The sequence below is a fragment of the Synechococcus sp. R6-10 genome, from assembly GCF_047461815.1.
Taxonomy (GTDB): Bacteria; Cyanobacteriota; Cyanobacteriia; order Thermostichales; family Thermostichaceae; genus Thermostichus.
The window spans coordinates 1-17,107 of sequence record NZ_JANSHW010000521.1; the positions used below are offsets into that span (position 1 = coordinate 1).

Here is a 17,107-nt window from a genome sequence, read left to right on the forward strand (position 1 = left end):
CAGACGCTTAATCTTAGCAGACTCAATGGAAAATTGCTAGATTGGCCACCCCGCGCCGAGCAGTTAAATTGGGAATCCCGAAGCTCCTGTCGAGGAAGCCGCCGCTGTTTCCTCTGGGCTTCTGCTGTGTCGCTCTGAGTGTGTGGTGTGGATATTTCCCTGGATCAGCTCTGGGATGAAGCCCTGTGTCATCTGCAGGTGCAGCTCAGCCGCCCAACCTTTGAGGCTTGGATCAAAACGGCGCGGGCTGAATCGTTGGTGGACAACCGCCTCACCATCTGTACCCCCAGCGAATGGGCACGGGGCTGGCTGCAAAAGCACTACGCTTCCACCATCACCGAGGTGGTGCAGCGGGTAGCCGGGATCCCTTTGCAGGTGGAGTTTTCCGTTTCCCCCCACGCTTCTGTCGAGGCAGAACCCCCTTCAAGGGCGATTTCCCCAACATCGGGCAGAGCCGGCAGCTTACCTGCCCCCACCACCCTAGGACTGGAAGTCGGAGGCAGCCTGCCGATGCGGGCGCCGGATCTCAACCCCAAGTATTCCTTCTCACGGTTTGTGGTCGGCCCCAACAACCGCATGGCTCACGCTGCAGCTCTGGCTGTGGCCGACAAGCCTGGGCGCGCCTACAACCCCCTGTTTCTCTGCGGCGGGGTAGGGCTGGGCAAAACCCACCTGATGCAGGCCATTGGCCACTACCAGCTAGAGGCAAATCCACAGGCCAAAGTCTTTTACGTGTCCACCGAACGGTTTACCAACGATTTAATCGATGCCATCCGGCGAGACAGCATGCAGTCTTTCCGGGAGCACTATCGGGATGTGGATATTTTATTGGTGGATGACGTTCAATTTATCGAAGGCAAAGAGTACACCCAAGAGGAGTTTTTTCACACCTTTAATACGCTGCACGAGTCCGGCAAGCAGATTGTGCTGGCCGCCGACCGTTCTCCTCATCTGATCCCGCGTCTGCAGGAGCGGCTTTGTTCTCGTTTCTCCATGGGTTTGATTGCGGAAATTCAATCGCCGGATATCGAAACCCGCATGGCCATTCTCAAGAAGAAAGCCGAGTACGAGGGGATGAACCTGCCCGCCGACGTGATCGAGTACATTGCCACCACCTACACCAGCAACATCCGCGAGCTGGAAGGTGCCCTGATCCGCGCCGTCGCCTATGTTTCCATTTCTGGCTTGCCGATGAGTGTAGAGACGATTCAGCCCATCCTCAATCCCCCCAGCGAGCCGAAAGAGATCACCGCCGACATGATTACCGATGTGGTCTGTGAAGAATTCGGCATCGACCGAGAAAGTTTACTGGGATCCTCCCGCAAGCGCGACATCAGCCAAGCACGGCAAATTGCCATGTTCTTGATGCGCCACTACACCAACCTCAGCTTGCCCAAAATTGGCGATTACTTTGGGGGAAAAGATCACACCACCGTTCTCTATAGCTGTGAGAAAGTCAGTCAGCTACAGCGGGAAAGTCTGCAGTTTGAACGGCAACTGCAAAAATTGGTCGAGCGCTTGCGGGTGGTTGCCAACAGCCGGAGCAGCTAGGCTTTCTGTTGTCGCTGGGCCGTCTTTGAGGTGTTGTTGCCGCGCTGTGGAGCACCTCCAGCCTTGCCCGTCTGCGTGGAGAATCCCTCGGAAAGCGGCTACAGTAGGGACGCGATGCATGGGGTTGCAGGCGGTGAGACAGTCTGGCAAAGGGCTTCTCCTGGGTATGCTGCTCCTCTGGGCTGGACTGGTGCCTGGGTGGCCGGTTTGGGCCAATTCCACGCAAGCCAGCATTCAGGATCCGGCGCCAGCCACGCTCTCAGCCGCTTTGGATTTGGGCTTGGATGACCGAATTTTAGAAGACAGCCCCGTGTTGCGCCGCTGGCTGCAAAACCCGCCCCATCTCCTGGAAGAAATCCGCAACACCCCTGTCTTGCCCACCCGCTTGCAGGCCGGTTTCGAGTCCTCTTCTCACTGGCGAATCAGCCTGCAGGATTTGCGCCTGGGAGATCGCCTCACCCTCAGCGGTGACTATCGCCAATCTTCCGAACATCCCGAAGTGCGCCAGTACGGGTCGGAAATGCGTTACTTTCTGGCCCCCATGGGATCCCGTTTTAATCTGGCGCCACAACTGGGGTATCGAGCTTTGGAACAAAAGAACCGCAGCCTCAGTGGAGTTAGCTATGGGGCTTTTGCTGTTTTGGCCTTGGCTCCGGGAGGTGTAGATTTGACCGGCAGCTACAGTTGGGTTGCCCCCCAGGAGCCGGAAGAAGGACAGGCCACCCTGGCGGAGCTCACTGCTGCCTACGCCATTAGCCCTTCCTTTCGTCTTTCTGCTCGCTATAGCCTGCGCAACTCGACCCTGGATCGGGAGTTTAGCTTTGGCGTTGGGCTGGAGTGGATCCCCTAGCCTGCGCTCTCGCCCTCACTCCCAGGCCCTCTCCCGGTGGAAGAGGAGGGCTGGGGATCGACGCGACTTGGATTTGGGTGATGGCTCCGCTCTGGACTCAATGAATGGCCACCTCAACCCAGCCCAGATCAGAGGCGCACTGCCCGCACAAAGGCCACCCAACCCAAGCTGAGATAACGCTCCAACTGCAGCCCCACCTGTTGAAGGTGCTCGCGCAACTGGGTTTCCGAGAAAAAATGAAGGCCGGTGGCTTCCAGCCATTGCTGCACCATCTGCCCCCATCCCTGTACCTGCTGGCTGTGCATCGAGACAAAGGCCCCTCCCGGTTTCAAGACGCGGGCAATTTCCCGCAAACAGGGATCCAAAGGCAATTCGTTCAAGGTGGCCCCGCTGATCACCGCCCCAAAAGTTCCAGAGGCGAGGGGAAGCTGTTCAGCCCGAGCCCGCATCAGGCTGTAGTGCTGCCAGTGGGGCTGCGCTTGTTGAGCGGCTTCCGCCAATACCCCTGCCGCATTGTCCAGGCCGATCACCGTCCGTTGTGGATCCTTGGCCAAGAGCAAGCGGCTCCAGTACCCCCCGGCAGTGCCCAAATCCAAGATGGGATCCCCCTCCCCTACCAACTCGGCCAGCAGTTGACTCTCCCGCTCGCTGCCAAAGCTCTCTCCCGTCAGCAGCGACAGGGCCCAGGGCCGCCAGAGGCGATCGTAGCCCCAGGCAAACCCAGGCAGATGGGCAATGGCTTGGGCTGGCGTGAGATGCAAGTCCGATGAGCTGCCGATAAAATCCACGGCCCCAGAAGCGGTGATGGGGTAAATTTGGCCACAACTGGGACAATAAACCCGATCCGCCACGGATCCCTGTTCCCGCCCTGGTGCTTGGGTCAGCCCTTCCCGACCGCAGCTCAGGCAGCGATAAAGGTGAACCGGCAAAGCAGAGAGCGAAGAGAGCATGCGACAGCCCAACGCAACCCAAAACTCGCGAGGAAAAGGGGGCAGCTGCCGGGATCCAGCCCCAACAACCCCCCCAGTTGTCTATCTGGCAATGGAGATGGGATCCCTTAGACCAGCTTTGGACTCCGTCCCGCTTCCGCAAGTGGACTGGGCAGGCCGACCTTCTCCGGGATGGGCACATACTCCGAGACAATCGCCCGGAATTCGTCGCCATCCAGGGTTTCCCGTTCCACCAAGGTATCGGCCAATCGATCCAGCAGAGGGCGGTGCTCCAGCAAAATCTGCTTGGCTTTCTGGTAACAGCTCTCCAGGATCTGCCGCACCTGGCGGTCGATCTTGGCGGCCACATCCTCCGAGTACTCGACGCGGTTCATCCAGCCGCCGCCCAAGAATACCTCGTTGTTGGGGGGATCCAGCATCAAGGGCCCCAGCTCAGACATGCCAAAGCGGGTCACCATCTGCCGCACCAGATTCGTGTTCTGCTGCAGGTCGTTGCTGGCTCCGGTGGTCACTTCGGAGTAGCCGAAGACGATCTCTTCGGCCGCCCGACCGCCAAAGCCCACCACCACCCGATCCAGCAGCCAAGCGCGGCTGTACATGCCGGAGTCGATCTGCTCCTCGTTGGGCAGTTGCTGGGCAAAGCCACCTGCGCCGCCGGAACGGGGGATGATGGTCACCTTGTTCAAGGGATCCGCGTGGGGCAAAAGTGTCATCAACAGGGCATGGCCACACTCGTGGTAGGCGATCAGGCGCTTGCTCTTGCCGTCCAACAGCGGGGGCTTGGTCAGGCCGATGGTGATGCGGTCGATGGCATCGTCAATGTCTTGGTTGGTGATGGCCATGCGCTGACGGCGGGCCGCCAAAATGGCCGCTTCATTGAGCAGGTTGGCCAGATCCGCGCCGGCAAAGCCAGGGGTACGGCGGGCAATCGCCTCTAGGCTGACCTCTTCCGCCAGCTTCTTGTTGCGGGCATGCACCCGCAAGATCTCGTAGCGCCCCTTAAAGCTAGGCCGATCCACCGTAATCTGGCGGTCGAAGCGCCCCGGACGCAAGAGAGCGGCATCCAACACATCAGGGCGGTTGGTGGCGGCAATCACGATAATGCCGGTGTTGCCCTCAAAGCCGTCCATCTCCGTGAGCAACTGGTTCAGGGTTTGCTCGCGTTCGTCGTTGCCACCGCCGATGCCAGCCCCCCGCTGCCGGCCCACCGCGTCGATCTCGTCGATGAAGACGATGCAAGGCGCATTCTCCTTGGCCTTCTTGAAGAGATCCCGTACGCGAGAGGCACCCACCCCGACAAACATTTCCACAAACTCAGAGCCGGACAGGCTAAAGAAAGGCACTCCTGCCTCGCCGGCAATGGCCTTGGCCAGAAGGGTTTTGCCCGTCCCCGGCGGCCCCACCAACAACACGCCTTTGGGGATCTTGGCCCCAACAGCGGTGAAGCGCTCCGGCTTCTTCAAGAAGGTAACCACCTCTTGCAATTCTTCTTTGGCTTCTTCAATCCCGGCCACATCGTCGAACTTAACGCCGGTTTTGGCTTCCATCTGAAAGCGGGCCCGCGATTTGCCGAAGTTCATTGCCTGCCCAGGGCCGCCCGCTCCGCCACCGGCACGCCGCAGGAAAAAGAACAACCCCCCCAACAACAACAGCGGGATCACCAGGTTGCCCAGAAGCGCCCAGAAGGCGCTGCCATTGCGGGTGGGCACCACTGCCACTTCGATCCCCTGCTCGGTGAGGCGATCCACCAGTTGCGGCACAGTGTTGGGCAACAAGTTCACCCGGTAGCGGGTGGAATGCTGGGTCTGGGGATCCACAGCCGTAACTTCAGCTACCAGATTGTTGTCCGTGAGGCGCACATCCGTAACCCGCCCCTCCTCGACGTAGCGCAAAAAGCGATCGTAGGTGAGGGCCGAGGCCAAAGCTGCATGGGCGGGTGCAGGCTGCAGCACCAGGCCGGATCCCTGCCAGAGACAAAAGCCCAGCAGGAGGGCGATCAGCCAGCGCTGGGGAGATAGAGGCTTGTTCATAGGGAAGAGAACGCTCGGTTATTAAAAGTCCTTTAACAAACTTAACCTGTCCCTCCTGGAAGGCACAACCCTACCCCCGCACCAAGGAGAACTCAATGGGCTTGAGATCTTGTAGGGATCCCTGCCCCATCCGATGCCCGCCACCAGCCTGCAGTTAGGCCGAGCCGGGGGATCCCAGACCATCCAGCCCATAGACGCGCCGCCACATGGAGTCAGCCAGAGCAGCGGGCATGAGCCGCATCAGCCCCAACGCCACCTTACCCCCCGTGAAAGCGGTGTAGCGGTCGGAAGGGTGAGGATCGGTCATCGCCCTCAGGATCGGCTCCACCACCTTCTCCACCGGCCAGGCCATTTTGCTGAACGAGCTGGCCAGATCGGCGGTCTTGTCCAAGATCGCCTTGTAGGGGCCGTTGGGGTTGACAACGGCAGCAAAGGTTTCTTCCGCCACGCGGCCAAACTCGGTGGCCACCGGCCCCGGCTCGATCAAGATAACCTTGATGCCGAAGGGGGCCACTTCCACCCGCAGGGCGTCGCTGAGGGCTTCGACAGCAAACTTGGTGGCGCTGTAAACGCCGCTGAAAGGCATGGACAGCTGGCCGGCCACCGAGCTGAGGTTGAGGATGCGGCCACTGCCCCGTTCCCGCATTTGGGGCAAGAGGGCACGGGTGAGGGCGTGCAAGCCAAATACATTCACCTCAAACTGGCGCCGCATGGCCGCCACATCCACCTCTTCCACCGGCCCCATCTGGCCATAGCCGGCGTTGTTCACCAGGATATCCACCCGGCCAAAATGATCCAGAGCCTTTTGGGCCAGTGCCTCCACCTGGGCCGTATCGGCCATGTCGGTGGGCACCACCAGCGCCTCCGCTCCCCGACTCTCCACCAAGTCTTTGACGTTTCGCAGCAGCCCTTCCCGGCGGGCCGCCAGCACCAAGCGAGCCCCGCGTTTGGCCGCCTCCAGAGCGACGGCTTCCCCAATTCCAGCAGAGGCGCCGGTAATCAGCACCACCTGATTTGCAAGTGAAGGCATGGTTTCTTTTATCCAAACTCTCCACCATCCTAGAAGAACGACTGGAATCCCTGGAGAGGGGCAGCCTCGCCTTCCGAACTTCTGGATTCGGCATCCGCTATCATGGCTACATTGGGTAAACCCAGAAAACAGCCGGGACAAAGCCCGATAGACAGGTCTCTGCTTGGGCTGAAGTCCTATGGTGCTTTGATTTAAAGTAGAGAGTTGTGTATAGGGTGCAGCGACTGTGAAGTACTTCTGCAGGCGAGTTGGCCGAGGTCGATCTCTCTCCCCGGAAGAGCGTTGGGTTGTTACTGAGGTTCGATTGGCTCAATTGCTCAGGGCAGCGGAAGCCAACTTGCGGGCCAATTCTGAGTTGCGCCAACAGCAGCAGGAGCAGCAAAAGCAACTGGAAGCCGAGCGCCGCCACAGCGAAGCCCTAAGAGACTCGACCGCCGATTTGCGCACCAGCGTGATGGAGCTGCGGGAAGGACAGGCCCTTTGGCAGAGCCATGTGGAAGAGCTGCGCTCTTGTCTGCGGGAGCTGCTCAAGGAACAAAGCGAACTGGTGCAGATTGTTGCCCAGCAGCAGCACATCCTGAAGGATTGTCAGGAAGTCATCCGCGCCATGCTGGAGCAAATGCGAGATGACCACCGGGACTTCCGCTCTGCCATCAGCATCTTGCTGGAGGAGCTGCACCAAACCGTGCGCTGTTTGGTTCTCAAGGCAGGTGGCACCCTACCCAAGCCCGTTCGCCATCCCGAAGTGCCGGAGACGGATCCCGGCTCCCCGCCGACCGATTCGGCCTCGCCTGGGGAAGGCTCTTCGTCCTAGGGATCTTCTGCTCCCCCAAGAGCTATCCCACATCGCCTTCCGGCAGCCACTGCGGCCAGAACAGGCGCAACTCCCTGACCCGCTCCCCTTTGACCAGGAGGGATCCGCCCCCGGAGCGGCTTTGCAGCGGGATCTCGGCAGGAGAGAAGGAGTACACCTGTTCAGACTCTGTGATCACATCCAGTTGCAGATGGGAAGGCCTCTCCAGCTCGGGGGGGAGACCCACCAAGCCCACCAGCACATCCCCTCGGTCGGAGAAGTGAAAGGCCGGCGCGCCCACCGGACTCCGCTCCAAGATGGGGATCTCCTCCAGAGACAAGCGCTTCAGATAGCCCGACCGGCTGGCCAGAACCAGGATCCCTTGGGAGGGCACCAGCGCCATACCTGCAATCTGTTCGGTGCGCCCCAGGCGCAGGGCCGGCGATCCCATAGCCGCTCGACCCATCAGGGGAATCTGTTGGACATCCAGCCGCAGCACCCGTCCTCCTGAAGTCGCCAGAGCAACGCTGTAGCCTTGGCAGCCGGGATCCCAAAGGGCTGCCCAGCCCAGCTCATCTCCCTCTTTTAGCTTGAGGACGGTGGATCCCCGTTGGGTAAGGCCCATCAACTCTGCCAGGGCCAGCCGCTTGATCCGCCCCTGCCGGCTGAGCACCACCAAACTTGCCTTGCCCGGATCCGGAGCCAACGTGAAGGTGGCAACCATCGGCTCGGGGTTGGGGAGAAGGGTAACCAGAGGCACCCCCCGTGAGGACCCAGTGCTGAGGGGGATCCCTGCGATGGGCACGGTAAAAGCCTTGCCGCCGGCGGTGAGCACCAAGATTTCCTGCTCCAGCGTGACGCATTCCAGGCCGACCAGCACATCTTCCCCCAGTTCCCGTTGCGCCGGGTTGCTGCGGGAGCGACGGCTAGGCAGAGGCAGGCGGCGCACATAGCCCTTGCGGGTGAATTGCAGCAAGAAGTGGGTCTCTTCCGTCTCTTCGCCGCTGGGGATTTGGGCCACTTCCGCTTCCAGCTCCGAGGCCGAGAGGATCTGGGTGCGCCGGGGATCCCCGAAGGTCTTTTTCAGGTGTCGCAGCTCTTTTTTCAGGTAGTTCAAGAGCTTGCGGCGGTCGCTGAGGAGCCCCTGCAGTTCTTCGATGCGGGCCTGCAACTGGGCGTGTTCCTGATGCAGCCGTTCCCGCTCCAATCCCGTCAGGCGACGCAGAGGCATGGCCAAAATCGTCTCTGCCTGCTGGGGGGTACAGCCCAGGCGAGTTTGCAATTGGGCTTTGGCCGTGGTGCCATCGGGCGCTTGCCGCAGCAGCTCGATCACCCCCTGCAGATCCGCCAACGCCAGCAACATTCCTGCCACCTCTTCCGCCTTGCGCTGCACCTGCTGCAACTCGGCACGGAACATCCGGTTGAGGGTGGCCTCGCGAAATTGCAAGAAGTGTTGCAGGATGTCCTTGAGGCTGAGCTGCCGCGGTTCCCCGTTCACCAAAGCCAGCAGGATGGCTCCAAAGTTGCTTTGCAAAGGGGTGAGCTTATACAACTGCTGCAAAACCGCCTGCGGGTTGGCTTCTCGCTTCAGCTCCACCACCACGCGAATGCCGCTGCGATCCGACTCATCGCGCAGATCGGCGATGCCGCTGATGCGGTCTTGGTTGGCCAGCTCGGCCACTTTTTCGATCCAGGCGGCTTTGTTCACCTGATAGGGAAACTCGCTGATGACTAGAGCAGGCCGCCGGTGGCGTCCTTTGCCCGGCTGGATCTCCTCAAATCGGGCTACCCCCCGCAGGGTGATGGAACCGCGCCCGGTGAGGTAGGCTTCGCGGATCCCTTGGGTGTCTAAGATTTGGCCGCCGGTGGGAAAATCCGGCCCTGGGATCCACCGCAACAGTTCCTCAGGGCTGAGGTCGGGATGGTCGATCAAAGCCAACAGGCCATCCACCACTTCCCCCAGGTTGTGGGGTGGGATATTGGTGGCCATGCCCACGGCAATGCCGGCAGAGCCGTTGAGCAGCAAAATGGGCAATCGGGCCGGGAGAACGGTGGGCTCCGCCTGGGATCCGTCGAAATTGGGCATGAAATCGACGATCTCTTCCGACACCTGCTCCAGAAGCGCTGTGTGGCTCAGCTCCGCCAGCCGGCACTCCGTGTAGCGCATAGCCGCTGGCGGGTCATCATCCACAGAGCCGAAGTTGCCGTGTCCCGCCACCAGGGGATAGCGGCTGGAAAAGTCTTGCACCATGCGCACCAGCGCGTCATAAACTGCCTGATCCCCGTGGGGGTGATATTTCCCCAGCACATCCCCCACCACCCGTGCGCATTTGCGGTAGGGGCGATCCGGCGTCAGGCCCAGCTCGTGCATGGCGTAGAGGATGCGGCGGTGTACCGGCTTGAGGCCATCCCGCACATCCGGCAAGGCCCGCCCCACGATCACGCTCATGGCGTATTCCAGGTAGGAGCGCTGCATCTCCCCCTGCAAATCGGTCACAATCACCCGACCCAGACGGGATCCCCCATTCGATCCCAATCCCAGTCCGTCGAGAGTCAGTTGCTGAGTCATGGCACAAAGGAGCGGAACGCTTTCCAGGTTACCGAAAAAACGCCGTAAAGCCCTGCCCTTGAGGGCAGGGGGGTATGTCAATCTAGCCGCTTCTGCGGGCCCCGCGAGAGGGATCCCATCTCATCCCATCTCAATAGAGATAGAGAAGAAGTGAAGAAGTTGAGAGCAGACCGAACCCCGCAACTCCCGCCTCGTGCTATGACTTGAAGCGGCAGCACCCACCGCAACACCACTATGGCCGATACCCCGATCCGCTTTGGCACCGACGGCTGGCGAGCCGTGATTGCCGATGCCTTTACTTTCCAAAACTTGGCCCTTGCCGCCCAGGCCAGCGCCCAAGTCTTGGCCCGCACCTACCCCGGCGAAGGGATCCTGGTCGGCTACGACAACCGCTTTCTTTCGGAACGCTTTGCCGCCCACGTTGCTGAGGTGGTGGCCCGCCTGGGGATCCCAGTTTACCTCTCCACCTGTGTGGCCCCAACGCCGGCCTTTAGCTGGGGTGCCAAGGAGCGGGGCTGCCACGGCGCTTTGGTGATCACCGCCAGCCACAACCCCCCCCACTATTCCGGCCTCAAGGTCAAGGGAGGATTTGGTGGCTCCGTGCTGCCGGAAGTTACCGCCGCCATCGAGCAGGATATGCGCCACCTGCAACCTCTTGGATCCCACAAGGCCCCCATCCACACCTGGGATCCCTGGCCCGGCTACCTGGCTCAGCTCAGCCGCTTTGTGGATCTGGAAAAGCTCAAAGGATCCCCGGCCAAGATTTGGGTGGATGTCATGTTTGGCTCTGGCGCTGGCGGCCTCAAGCGCCTCTTGGGGGAGAAGGTCATTGAGTTGCAGGCGCATCGGGATCCCTTGTTTGGGGGATTTCCCCCTGAGCCCTTGCCCCAAAACCTGCAGGCTTCTGCTCAGATCATCGCGGCGGATCCCGCCCCCTTGAAAATGGGTTTGGTCTTTGATGGGGATGCCGACCGCATTGCGGCTCTCGATGGGCAAGGCCATTTCCTCAGCCCGCAGATCCTGATCCCCATCTTGATCGACCACCTGGCCGGGCGACGCGGCTTGCGGGGCGAGATTGTCAAAACCATCAGCGGCTCCGAACTGTTTGTTAAAGTTGCGGGGCACTATGGCCTACCGGTTACGGAAATGCCGGTGGGCTTTAAGTACATCGCCGAGCGCATGATGAGCACAGAGGTGCTCTTGGGTGGAGAGGAATCGGGCGGCATCGGCTACTTGGGCCACATTCCCGAACGGGATGCTCTGCTTTCGGCCCTGTATCTCATCGAAGCGGTTACGGAAACCGGCCAAGATCTCAGCACCATCTACCGGGCTTTGCAGGAACGGGAAGGGTTCACCTCTGTTTACCTGCGCCGCGATCTCCACCTCGCCGATCAAAATCAACAAACTGAGTTATTCAAACGGCTACAGATGGATCCCCCGGCTGAGATTTTGGGGCAGAAGGTGATCAAACATTTCGACAAAGATGGCCACAAATTCACCCTCGCCGACGGCAGTTGGGTGATGATTCGCGGCAGCGGCACCGAGCCTTTGCTGCGGCTGTACTCGGAAGCCAAAACCCCGGAAGAAGTGAATCGCCTGCTGGATTGGGCAGCCGGCTTGAACAGCACAACAGCTTAATATCCCAGATAATCTTTTGCGCAAAGCTGGATCCCTTTGACTCTTGAGTGCAGAGACTGAGAGGCTGCCAAACTGCGGCAGCCTACAGGGTTGGCCTCTCCCCCCAAGCTCTGCTGAGCAGCATAGGAATGCTCACAGCTTGACCCATCTGCCTCACTTTTACTTGGGTCAAGGGTAAGAACTCTACTTAAAAGTTACGGTGTAAAAGCTACCATAGCTGGACCAGAAGTCGCTGGCGGCGCCCCACTGCTAAAGAGAGTAACTGGAGGGTTGGTGTAGTTCGCAACCATGGGGGTAATTTGTTCCACAGATACAGAAACCACGCAGGAAAAATTCGGAGCCAGAGTTCCACCTTGAAGGGCAATCGTGGTCGAATTGAACGTGACCGGTGGTGGACCTGGATCAAAAGTGCTGGGGGGAGCCGTGAGTGTGCCGCCACAAGTGTTCAAGGTAACAGCATTTTGTAGGGTAATTCGCAGCCCGCCCGGCAAAGAATCTATGAAGCTGAGCCCTGATAGAGGTACAGGAGCGTTGTTGGTGATCCTAAAGATGACAGCCACACTGCCACCCTGTGTTGCTTGGTTAGGGCTAAACTCCTTGGTAAAGGTTGGAGGAAGAACTGGGTTCACAGTTAGGCTGACGGGTGCGCTTAGAGCGGCAGGGGCCTGGTTGCTGGTAAGCGTTGTGGCAGGGTTCGTGTAGGTACCCACGTTTGCGGCAACCACCTGAACGCTTATCAGGCAGCTTGAGTTGGGACTGAGCTGGCCGCCGGTCAGAGAAATAAAGCTTCCATTTGGAGGGGCGCTTGCAGTTCCCCCACAGGTATTGTTGAGGCCAGGAGCGGCAGCAACGGATAGCCCTGCCGGCAGAATTTCCGCAAAGCTGAGGCCGGTCAGTTGGATGCCGGAGTTGTTGGTGATCGAAAAACTCAAAGTAACAGGAACACCTACCGAAGTTGTGCTGGGACTAAAGCTCTTGGTAAAGGTTGGAGCAGCCAAGGGGGCCGGAGGCAGGCCAACGATGCTGGGAGAGGGATTGGGAGTGGGCAGGGGCGGGATCGTCGGCGCCGACACAGGAGGGGGCACAAGAGGGCTGGGTTGACCTGGGGGAACAGATCCAATCGGAGGAGTGGATGGCAGCCCTACCCCCGTTCCTCCGGGTTCTGTGTTTGGGTTTTGCACAGGGATGATTGGCCCTGGCAGCGAGCTGATTGGATTCCTCTCTTTAGTTTGTTGACAAGCTGTTAGCAAGCCCAAGCACAAGCAAGCCAAAACCCCAGCTACTTTTCCCGTTTTCATTCCCTCATCCTCCTGCCATTCAACTCTCTCGTGGCACAAACCCAAACAGCCTTACTCAGCTCCAGCTTAGTTGGCTTCGGCGCGCGCTTCCAGCCTCAGAGCCTGACCAAATGAATCTCGGATGACCACGATTACCAAAACTCTTTCCCCCGCAGCAACATTGGCATTGTAAGCAGCCAGGCTAGCCGGAAAGGTGAAGCCGTTGGTGAGGGTGATCCCGTTGATTCTGTCGTCGTAGCTGTTGCCTCTGCCTATCAGCGTATTTCTAAACTGCTCAATTGCCGTCGGCAAAAAGATACCGGTAATATCCGTGCCGCGACTAATGTTAAAAAACTGAACCTCTACGCTCCTGATCACTCCTGGAGCAAATAAGCCGCTCAAGGTGATAGTTACAAAGGCGGATCCCACTGGCGGAATCACAGCAGGGTTTGCCGGGTCGGACAGCAAAAGATTGAACTCCCCATCTGGCAACAGACTAGGCGGATCCGGAAGGTCGGGTTGAACCGGCGGCGGGGTGATGGGGGCAAAGTCCGGCCCTGGGCGAAAGGTGATGGGCGTGAGATTGGGGGCAATCGTGGGGGCAACGGCCACAGGAGGAGGCGTGGCACCGCTAGAAGCCAGTAGAGGCGGCACCCCGCTGGTGGTCTCGCTACTGCAGCCGGTAATTAGCGCAACCGAAGCACAGGTTGCCCAAAGAGAGAGGCCGCCACGGCCAAGGGCTGAGCCAAAACGTCGTCTCATCGAAAAATCTCCACTCACTCACACCACAGCAAACGTCTTAGGCAGCGTCCAGCGGGGATCCACCGAGCTTGCTCAAGTCTTATGCATCTGCACAATTTCAAGGGGGATGCCTGCTGTTAGTTCTACTGCATCCTAGAGCGTTGTCAAGCGAGCGGCAGAGCAAATGCAAGAAATTGTTCTGGAAATGGCCCATCCTCTATCTGTGGTGTATCATGGCTTCGAGCAGGGGTGGTGAGCCTACCTGTAGCGTTAGGAGTTGGGTGCCTTCTCCCCATTTTGTGTGTGGATTTGCCCAGATTTAAGGTGTGTGAGGAAGTGCCGTATGAACTTCAAAGGTCGCTCGTTGGCGGTTTTGTGTGGAGTCTTGCTGCTAGGCGGCTGCGGAGAAGTTAATGAGTCTCCGACCTTGCCTGGGCCCGTCCAGGTAGATCCGGCTGCCTTTGTCTCGGCCCAAGAGTATCGCTTTACCCCCGGCTCAGTGCTGGAGACCACCAGCCTCCGCTTGGACTATGTCAATCCGAGGTTTGACAACGGGATCCCTGTGCGCACCAACCCCCTCCAAGGCAGCGGTGAAGCTCGCATCGCCAATGTTGAAGCCCGCATCTTGCCTGTGAACGAGTTGCCTGTGAACGAGATCCCAGCCAGTGACTTGACGATTGACTCCACCCTTCGCTCCAGCACCCTGGCCATCCAAATTGGGCGAACCACACCGCTGGTGAATATCACTGCCTTTGGACCCAACGACGGCAGGCTATCTACGCAATTCAATATCGCCGGGCTGGTTGCAATTTCGACAAACCCCAATGATCAGCGCATTCGAGTGAACACAACCTTTAGAGCCGTCAGGGAAGGTACTGTCTTGACTCTCACCGTGCGCCGAATCTTGGTGAATAGGAATGGCAATCAGGTCGTTCTCGAGGGAGATTCTTCTCTCATTGTCCCTACCACAGGTGTGTTGTTTGAAGATGGTGGCCCTGGCCCCGGTGGTGAGATTCTGGCGCCAGGCTCTTTTGTCAATCCTCCCCCACCTCAAGGGCCTGTCACTGCCATTCTGCAAACCGGAAGCTTTTCCGCCAGCTTTGTGGTGCGGCAGCGGGGCGTGGCCGGCGATGGCACTCCTGAAGATGCCCTGGCTCTCTTTGCTCGCCTGAACTTCCGGCCCAACCAGGCGGAGATCGTCTATCGTCCCGCCCAGGTGGGCACCCAGTCGGTGTTGTTTGCCCCGGATCCGACGCGGCCCAATATCTTGCCCAATCAGTTGGTGCGCATCCGGCGCCTGTTGAACGGTCGGGTGCAGGCAGAGTTTGACCCGGCCAATGTCAGCACAGTCCTCAACTTCGTCCAGGTTAGCCCGCCGCCGCGACCTTTCCCCACCCCGATCCCGCAGTTGCCCGTCCCTGAGCGTCCCGGTGCCCCTACCGCGTTTGACTACTTCTTCTCCTTGCGCACCGAGCGCTCCACAGGTACGTTGCCTGGATCCCCTGTGGAGGGAACTAATCTCAGTCCTGTTATCCTTCAGGGCATTGTCCCCACCACGGGAGATTTTGTCTTCCGCACCTTAGCTGGGGCACAACTGGCCGGGCCGTTTAATAGGGCAGATATTGGCGGTTCTCTGCTGCGAGGCAACTTGAATTTGGTTTTCGATCCAACCACCTCTGGCTCGAATATCTCTGGGCAATTCTTTATTGAGCAAGAGTTCCCCACTGACAACCAAGTTATAGGCCCGAACCCACCAACTGGCGACGGAAATACGGGTACTCCTGATGCAGGGGGAGTTATTCTCATTATTCGTGGATTCTTTGAGGGCACGCAGGTGCGGCTGTAACCCAGGCAACCCGTTTGATCCCAGAGCAGGGATCCGCTCTGGCTTGGCCTTTTCGTCGGTCAGAGCTTGGGTAGATCGCTGAGCACCACCTGCGCGCAGTTGTGGCCAGGGATCCCGGTCACTCCGCCTCCTGGGTGCGCCCCTGAGCCGCAGAGGTAAAGGCCGGGAATGGGGGATCGATAGTCGGCCAGGCCGGAGATGGGCCGTAGGTTGTAGCTTTGATCCGGCGTCATTTCCCCGTGAAAAATGCTGCCCCCCACAAGGCCGAAGCGGGCCTCCAGATCCACGGGCGACAACATCTGCCGTGCGATCACGGCGTTTTTAATGTTGGGGGCAAATTGGGCAATTTTGTCGATTACCCGATCGGCAAATTCTTCCCGCAGGCCATCGTTCCAGTCTCGCCCTTTGGGTTGGTAAGGCACAAACTGACAGAAACAGGAGAGGATGTGCTTGCCTGGGGGAGCCATTGTCGGGTCGGTGGGGGATTGGCTGTAGATCTCGATAAACGGATCCCGGGAAGGGATCCCGTACTTGCAGTCATCCCAAGCCCGCTCCAGATAGGCCACCGAGGGGGCAATATCCACTGTGGCAGAGCTGACAACTTCTGGGGGCACTTCAGCAGGGGCCGCCGTGTAGCGGGGCAGTTCCTCCAGGGCCAAGTTGAGCTTGTACACCGGGCCTGAGGTGCGGTAGTGCCGTTCTAGCCGGTCACGCAAGTCTGGGGGCAAAGAGGAGCAGAGTCGCAAAAAGGTGATTTGGGGATGGGCATTGGAGAGAACCGCCCGCGCCCGCACGGTTTCCCCCGATTCGAGGATAACCCCAGCGGCCTGCCCACTCTCCATCAAGATCTCCGCCACTGGAGCAGACGTGCGGATCTCCACCCCTAAGTCCAGAGCTGCCTTGGCCATCGCTTGGGTAATGGATCCCATCCCACCGCGCACATAGCCCCAGACCCCACGCGAGCCAATAGCCCGACCTACCGCATGGACTAGCCAAATGTAGGGCGTACCCGGAGTCATCGGCCCGGCTGAGGTGCCGATCAAAGATTGGGGAGCCATCGCCGCCTTGACCTGCTCCGACTCGAAGAATTCATCCAAAAGATCGGTGGTCGAGAGGAGCATAATGCGGCGGAAATCGTCTTCATAGCCAGCAGCTGCAAAGCGATCCGCCAGTTGCCCCAGTGAAATCGGCGGCTGCATTAAGGTTGGCTCCACCACCTCGTTCACCCGATCCCAAAACTCCTCCCAGCGGTCGTAGGCTTCCGCATCTTTGCGAGAAAACTTGGCAATTTCCGCCTTGCTCTTGGCGCGGTTATCGGCATACAGGAAGAGGTGCTGCCCATCCGGGAAGGGCATGAAATAGGAAGGTTGCTTGGCATAGACCTCAAAGCCATAGTCCGGCAGGCGCAGATCGCGAATGATCTCCGGGCGCAGCAAACTACAGGAATAGGAAGCCACCGACACGCGAAAGCCCGGGTGAATTTCTTCTGTAATTGCAGCCCCACCAACGGTGTGATAGCGCTCCAGCACCAGCACTTTTTGCCCGGCCTTGGCCAAATAGCAAGCGCTCACCAGCCCGTTGTGCCCGGCCCCGATCACCACCGCGTCGTAGCTCATCAACAATCCTTCTGCAAACGCTTCTGATACATTTACGCTGAACACTGCTGAGCATTACTGCTCAGCGGTGAAGCGATAGCATTCTGTCCGTCTCCGTTGTCGCTACGCGACGCTAACGCGACCGCGCTACTCGGACGGAGTCCAAACAGAAAGGCGGTATCCCGCAAAGCTCTGAGCATAACACCCAGAGCGCCTTGCCAATCTCGTGGTAGCCTG

12 protein-coding genes and 1 pseudogene are annotated in these 17,107 nt (G+C 59.3%); 5 read left to right on the forward strand and 8 right to left on the reverse strand.

The window, feature by feature from the left end; translation table 11 throughout:
• Positions 1-147 precede the first annotated feature (147 nt).
• Together dnaA and NW837_RS13135 are read left to right on the forward strand one after the other, a co-directional pair.
• Positions 148-1,551, forward strand: coding sequence for a chromosomal replication initiator protein DnaA (dnaA, locus tag NW837_RS13130; RefSeq protein WP_414332080.1), 1,404 nt, complete (start codon positions 148-150; stop codon positions 1,549-1,551).
• A 166-nt stretch (positions 1,552-1,717) separates the two neighbouring features.
• Positions 1,718-2,401 carry a hypothetical protein gene (locus NW837_RS13135; protein ID WP_414332081.1) on the forward strand — a complete coding sequence of 228 codons (684 nt, stop codon included), beginning with the start codon at positions 1,718-1,720 and terminating at the stop codon, positions 2,399-2,401.
• Positions 2,402-2,529: 128 nt separating this feature from the next.
• On the opposite strand, the gene NW837_RS13140 is transcribed toward NW837_RS13135, so the two are convergent.
• The 3 genes from NW837_RS13140 to NW837_RS13150 form a co-directional block, all read right to left on the reverse strand.
• Positions 2,530-3,351 (reverse strand): class I SAM-dependent methyltransferase, encoded by an 822-nt coding sequence (locus tag NW837_RS13140; protein ID WP_414332082.1) that lies wholly within the window; start codon positions 3,349-3,351, stop codon positions 2,530-2,532.
• Between the two features lie 107 nt (positions 3,352-3,458).
• Positions 3,459-5,381 (reverse strand): ATP-dependent zinc metalloprotease FtsH, encoded by a 1,923-nt coding sequence (gene ftsH, locus NW837_RS13145; RefSeq protein WP_414332083.1) that lies wholly within the window; start codon positions 5,379-5,381, stop codon positions 3,459-3,461.
• Between the two features lie 154 nt (positions 5,382-5,535).
• Positions 5,536-6,411: an SDR family NAD(P)-dependent oxidoreductase gene (locus NW837_RS13150; RefSeq protein WP_414332084.1), complete on the reverse strand. Its 876-nt coding sequence runs from the start codon at positions 6,409-6,411 to the stop codon at positions 5,536-5,538.
• A gap of 304 nt (positions 6,412-6,715) precedes the next feature.
• Here NW837_RS13150 and NW837_RS13155 point away from each other — a divergent pair, with 304 nt between their 5' ends.
• Positions 6,716-7,225 (forward strand): hypothetical protein, encoded by a 510-nt coding sequence (locus tag NW837_RS13155; RefSeq protein ID WP_414332085.1) that lies wholly within the window; start codon positions 6,716-6,718, stop codon positions 7,223-7,225.
• Positions 7,226-7,247: 22 nt separating this feature from the next.
• Here NW837_RS13155 and NW837_RS13160 read toward each other — a convergent pair whose 3' ends face one another.
• Positions 7,248-9,773, reverse strand: coding sequence for a DNA gyrase/topoisomerase IV subunit A (locus NW837_RS13160; protein WP_414332086.1), 2,526 nt, complete (start codon positions 9,771-9,773; stop codon positions 7,248-7,250).
• 234 nt (positions 9,774-10,007) lie between these two features.
• On the opposite strand from NW837_RS13160, the gene NW837_RS13165 reads away from it, so the two are divergent.
• Positions 10,008-11,411, forward strand: coding sequence for a phosphoglucomutase/phosphomannomutase family protein (locus NW837_RS13165; protein WP_414332087.1), 1,404 nt, complete (start codon positions 10,008-10,010; stop codon positions 11,409-11,411).
• A gap of 194 nt (positions 11,412-11,605) precedes the next feature.
• On the opposite strand, the gene NW837_RS13170 is transcribed toward NW837_RS13165, so the two are convergent.
• Positions 11,606-12,709 carry a hypothetical protein gene (locus tag NW837_RS13170; RefSeq protein WP_414332088.1) on the reverse strand — a complete coding sequence of 368 codons (1,104 nt, stop codon included), beginning with the start codon at positions 12,707-12,709 and terminating at the stop codon, positions 11,606-11,608.
• Between the two features lie 66 nt (positions 12,710-12,775).
• Positions 12,776-13,450, reverse strand: coding sequence for a hypothetical protein (locus NW837_RS13175; protein ID WP_414332089.1), 675 nt, complete (start codon positions 13,448-13,450; stop codon positions 12,776-12,778).
• Between the two features lie 322 nt (positions 13,451-13,772).
• Between NW837_RS13175 and NW837_RS13180 the strand changes: the two genes are divergently transcribed.
• Complete coding sequence (locus NW837_RS13180; RefSeq protein ID WP_414332090.1) at positions 13,773-15,275, forward strand: hypothetical protein; 1,503 nt, start codon at positions 13,773-13,775, stop codon at positions 15,273-15,275.
• Positions 15,276-15,334: 59 nt separating this feature from the next.
• Here NW837_RS13180 and NW837_RS13185 read toward each other — a convergent pair whose 3' ends face one another.
• Positions 15,335-16,891 (reverse strand): phytoene desaturase family protein, encoded by a 1,557-nt coding sequence (locus NW837_RS13185; protein WP_099812798.1) that lies wholly within the window; start codon positions 16,889-16,891, stop codon positions 15,335-15,337.
• Between the two features lie 32 nt (positions 16,892-16,923).
• Positions 16,924-17,107 (reverse strand): annotated as a pseudogene (locus NW837_RS13190) (RNA-guided endonuclease TnpB family protein); the annotation flags it as partial.

Bases quoted from the DNA above. Each gene is read 5' to 3' on its own strand.
- NW837_RS13140 (WP_414332082.1), bottom strand. From the start codon at position 3,351: ATGCTCTCTTCGCTCTCTGCTTTGCCGGTTCACCTTTATCGCTGCCTG.
- NW837_RS13165 (WP_414332087.1), top strand. From the start codon at position 10,008: ATGGCCGATACCCCGATCCGCTTTGGCACCGACGGCTGGCGAGCCGTG.
- NW837_RS13170 (WP_414332088.1), bottom strand. From the start codon at position 12,709: ATGAAAACGGGAAAAGTAGCTGGGGTTTTGGCTTGCTTGTGCTTGGGC.
- NW837_RS13150 (WP_414332084.1), bottom strand. From the start codon at position 6,411: ATGCCTTCACTTGCAAATCAGGTGGTGCTGATTACCGGCGCCTCTGCT.
- NW837_RS13175 (WP_414332089.1), bottom strand. From the start codon at position 13,450: ATGAGACGACGTTTTGGCTCAGCCCTTGGCCGTGGCGGCCTCTCTCTT.
- NW837_RS13160 (WP_414332086.1), bottom strand. From the start codon at position 9,773: ATGACTCAGCAACTGACTCTCGACGGACTGGGATTGGGATCGAATGGG.
- NW837_RS13185 (WP_099812798.1), bottom strand. From the start codon at position 16,891: ATGAGCTACGACGCGGTGGTGATCGGGGCCGGGCACAACGGGCTGGTG.
- ftsH (WP_414332083.1), bottom strand. From the start codon at position 5,381: ATGAACAAGCCTCTATCTCCCCAGCGCTGGCTGATCGCCCTCCTGCTG.
- NW837_RS13180 (WP_414332090.1), top strand. From the start codon at position 13,773: ATGAACTTCAAAGGTCGCTCGTTGGCGGTTTTGTGTGGAGTCTTGCTG.
- NW837_RS13135 (WP_414332081.1), top strand. From the start codon at position 1,718: ATGCTGCTCCTCTGGGCTGGACTGGTGCCTGGGTGGCCGGTTTGGGCC.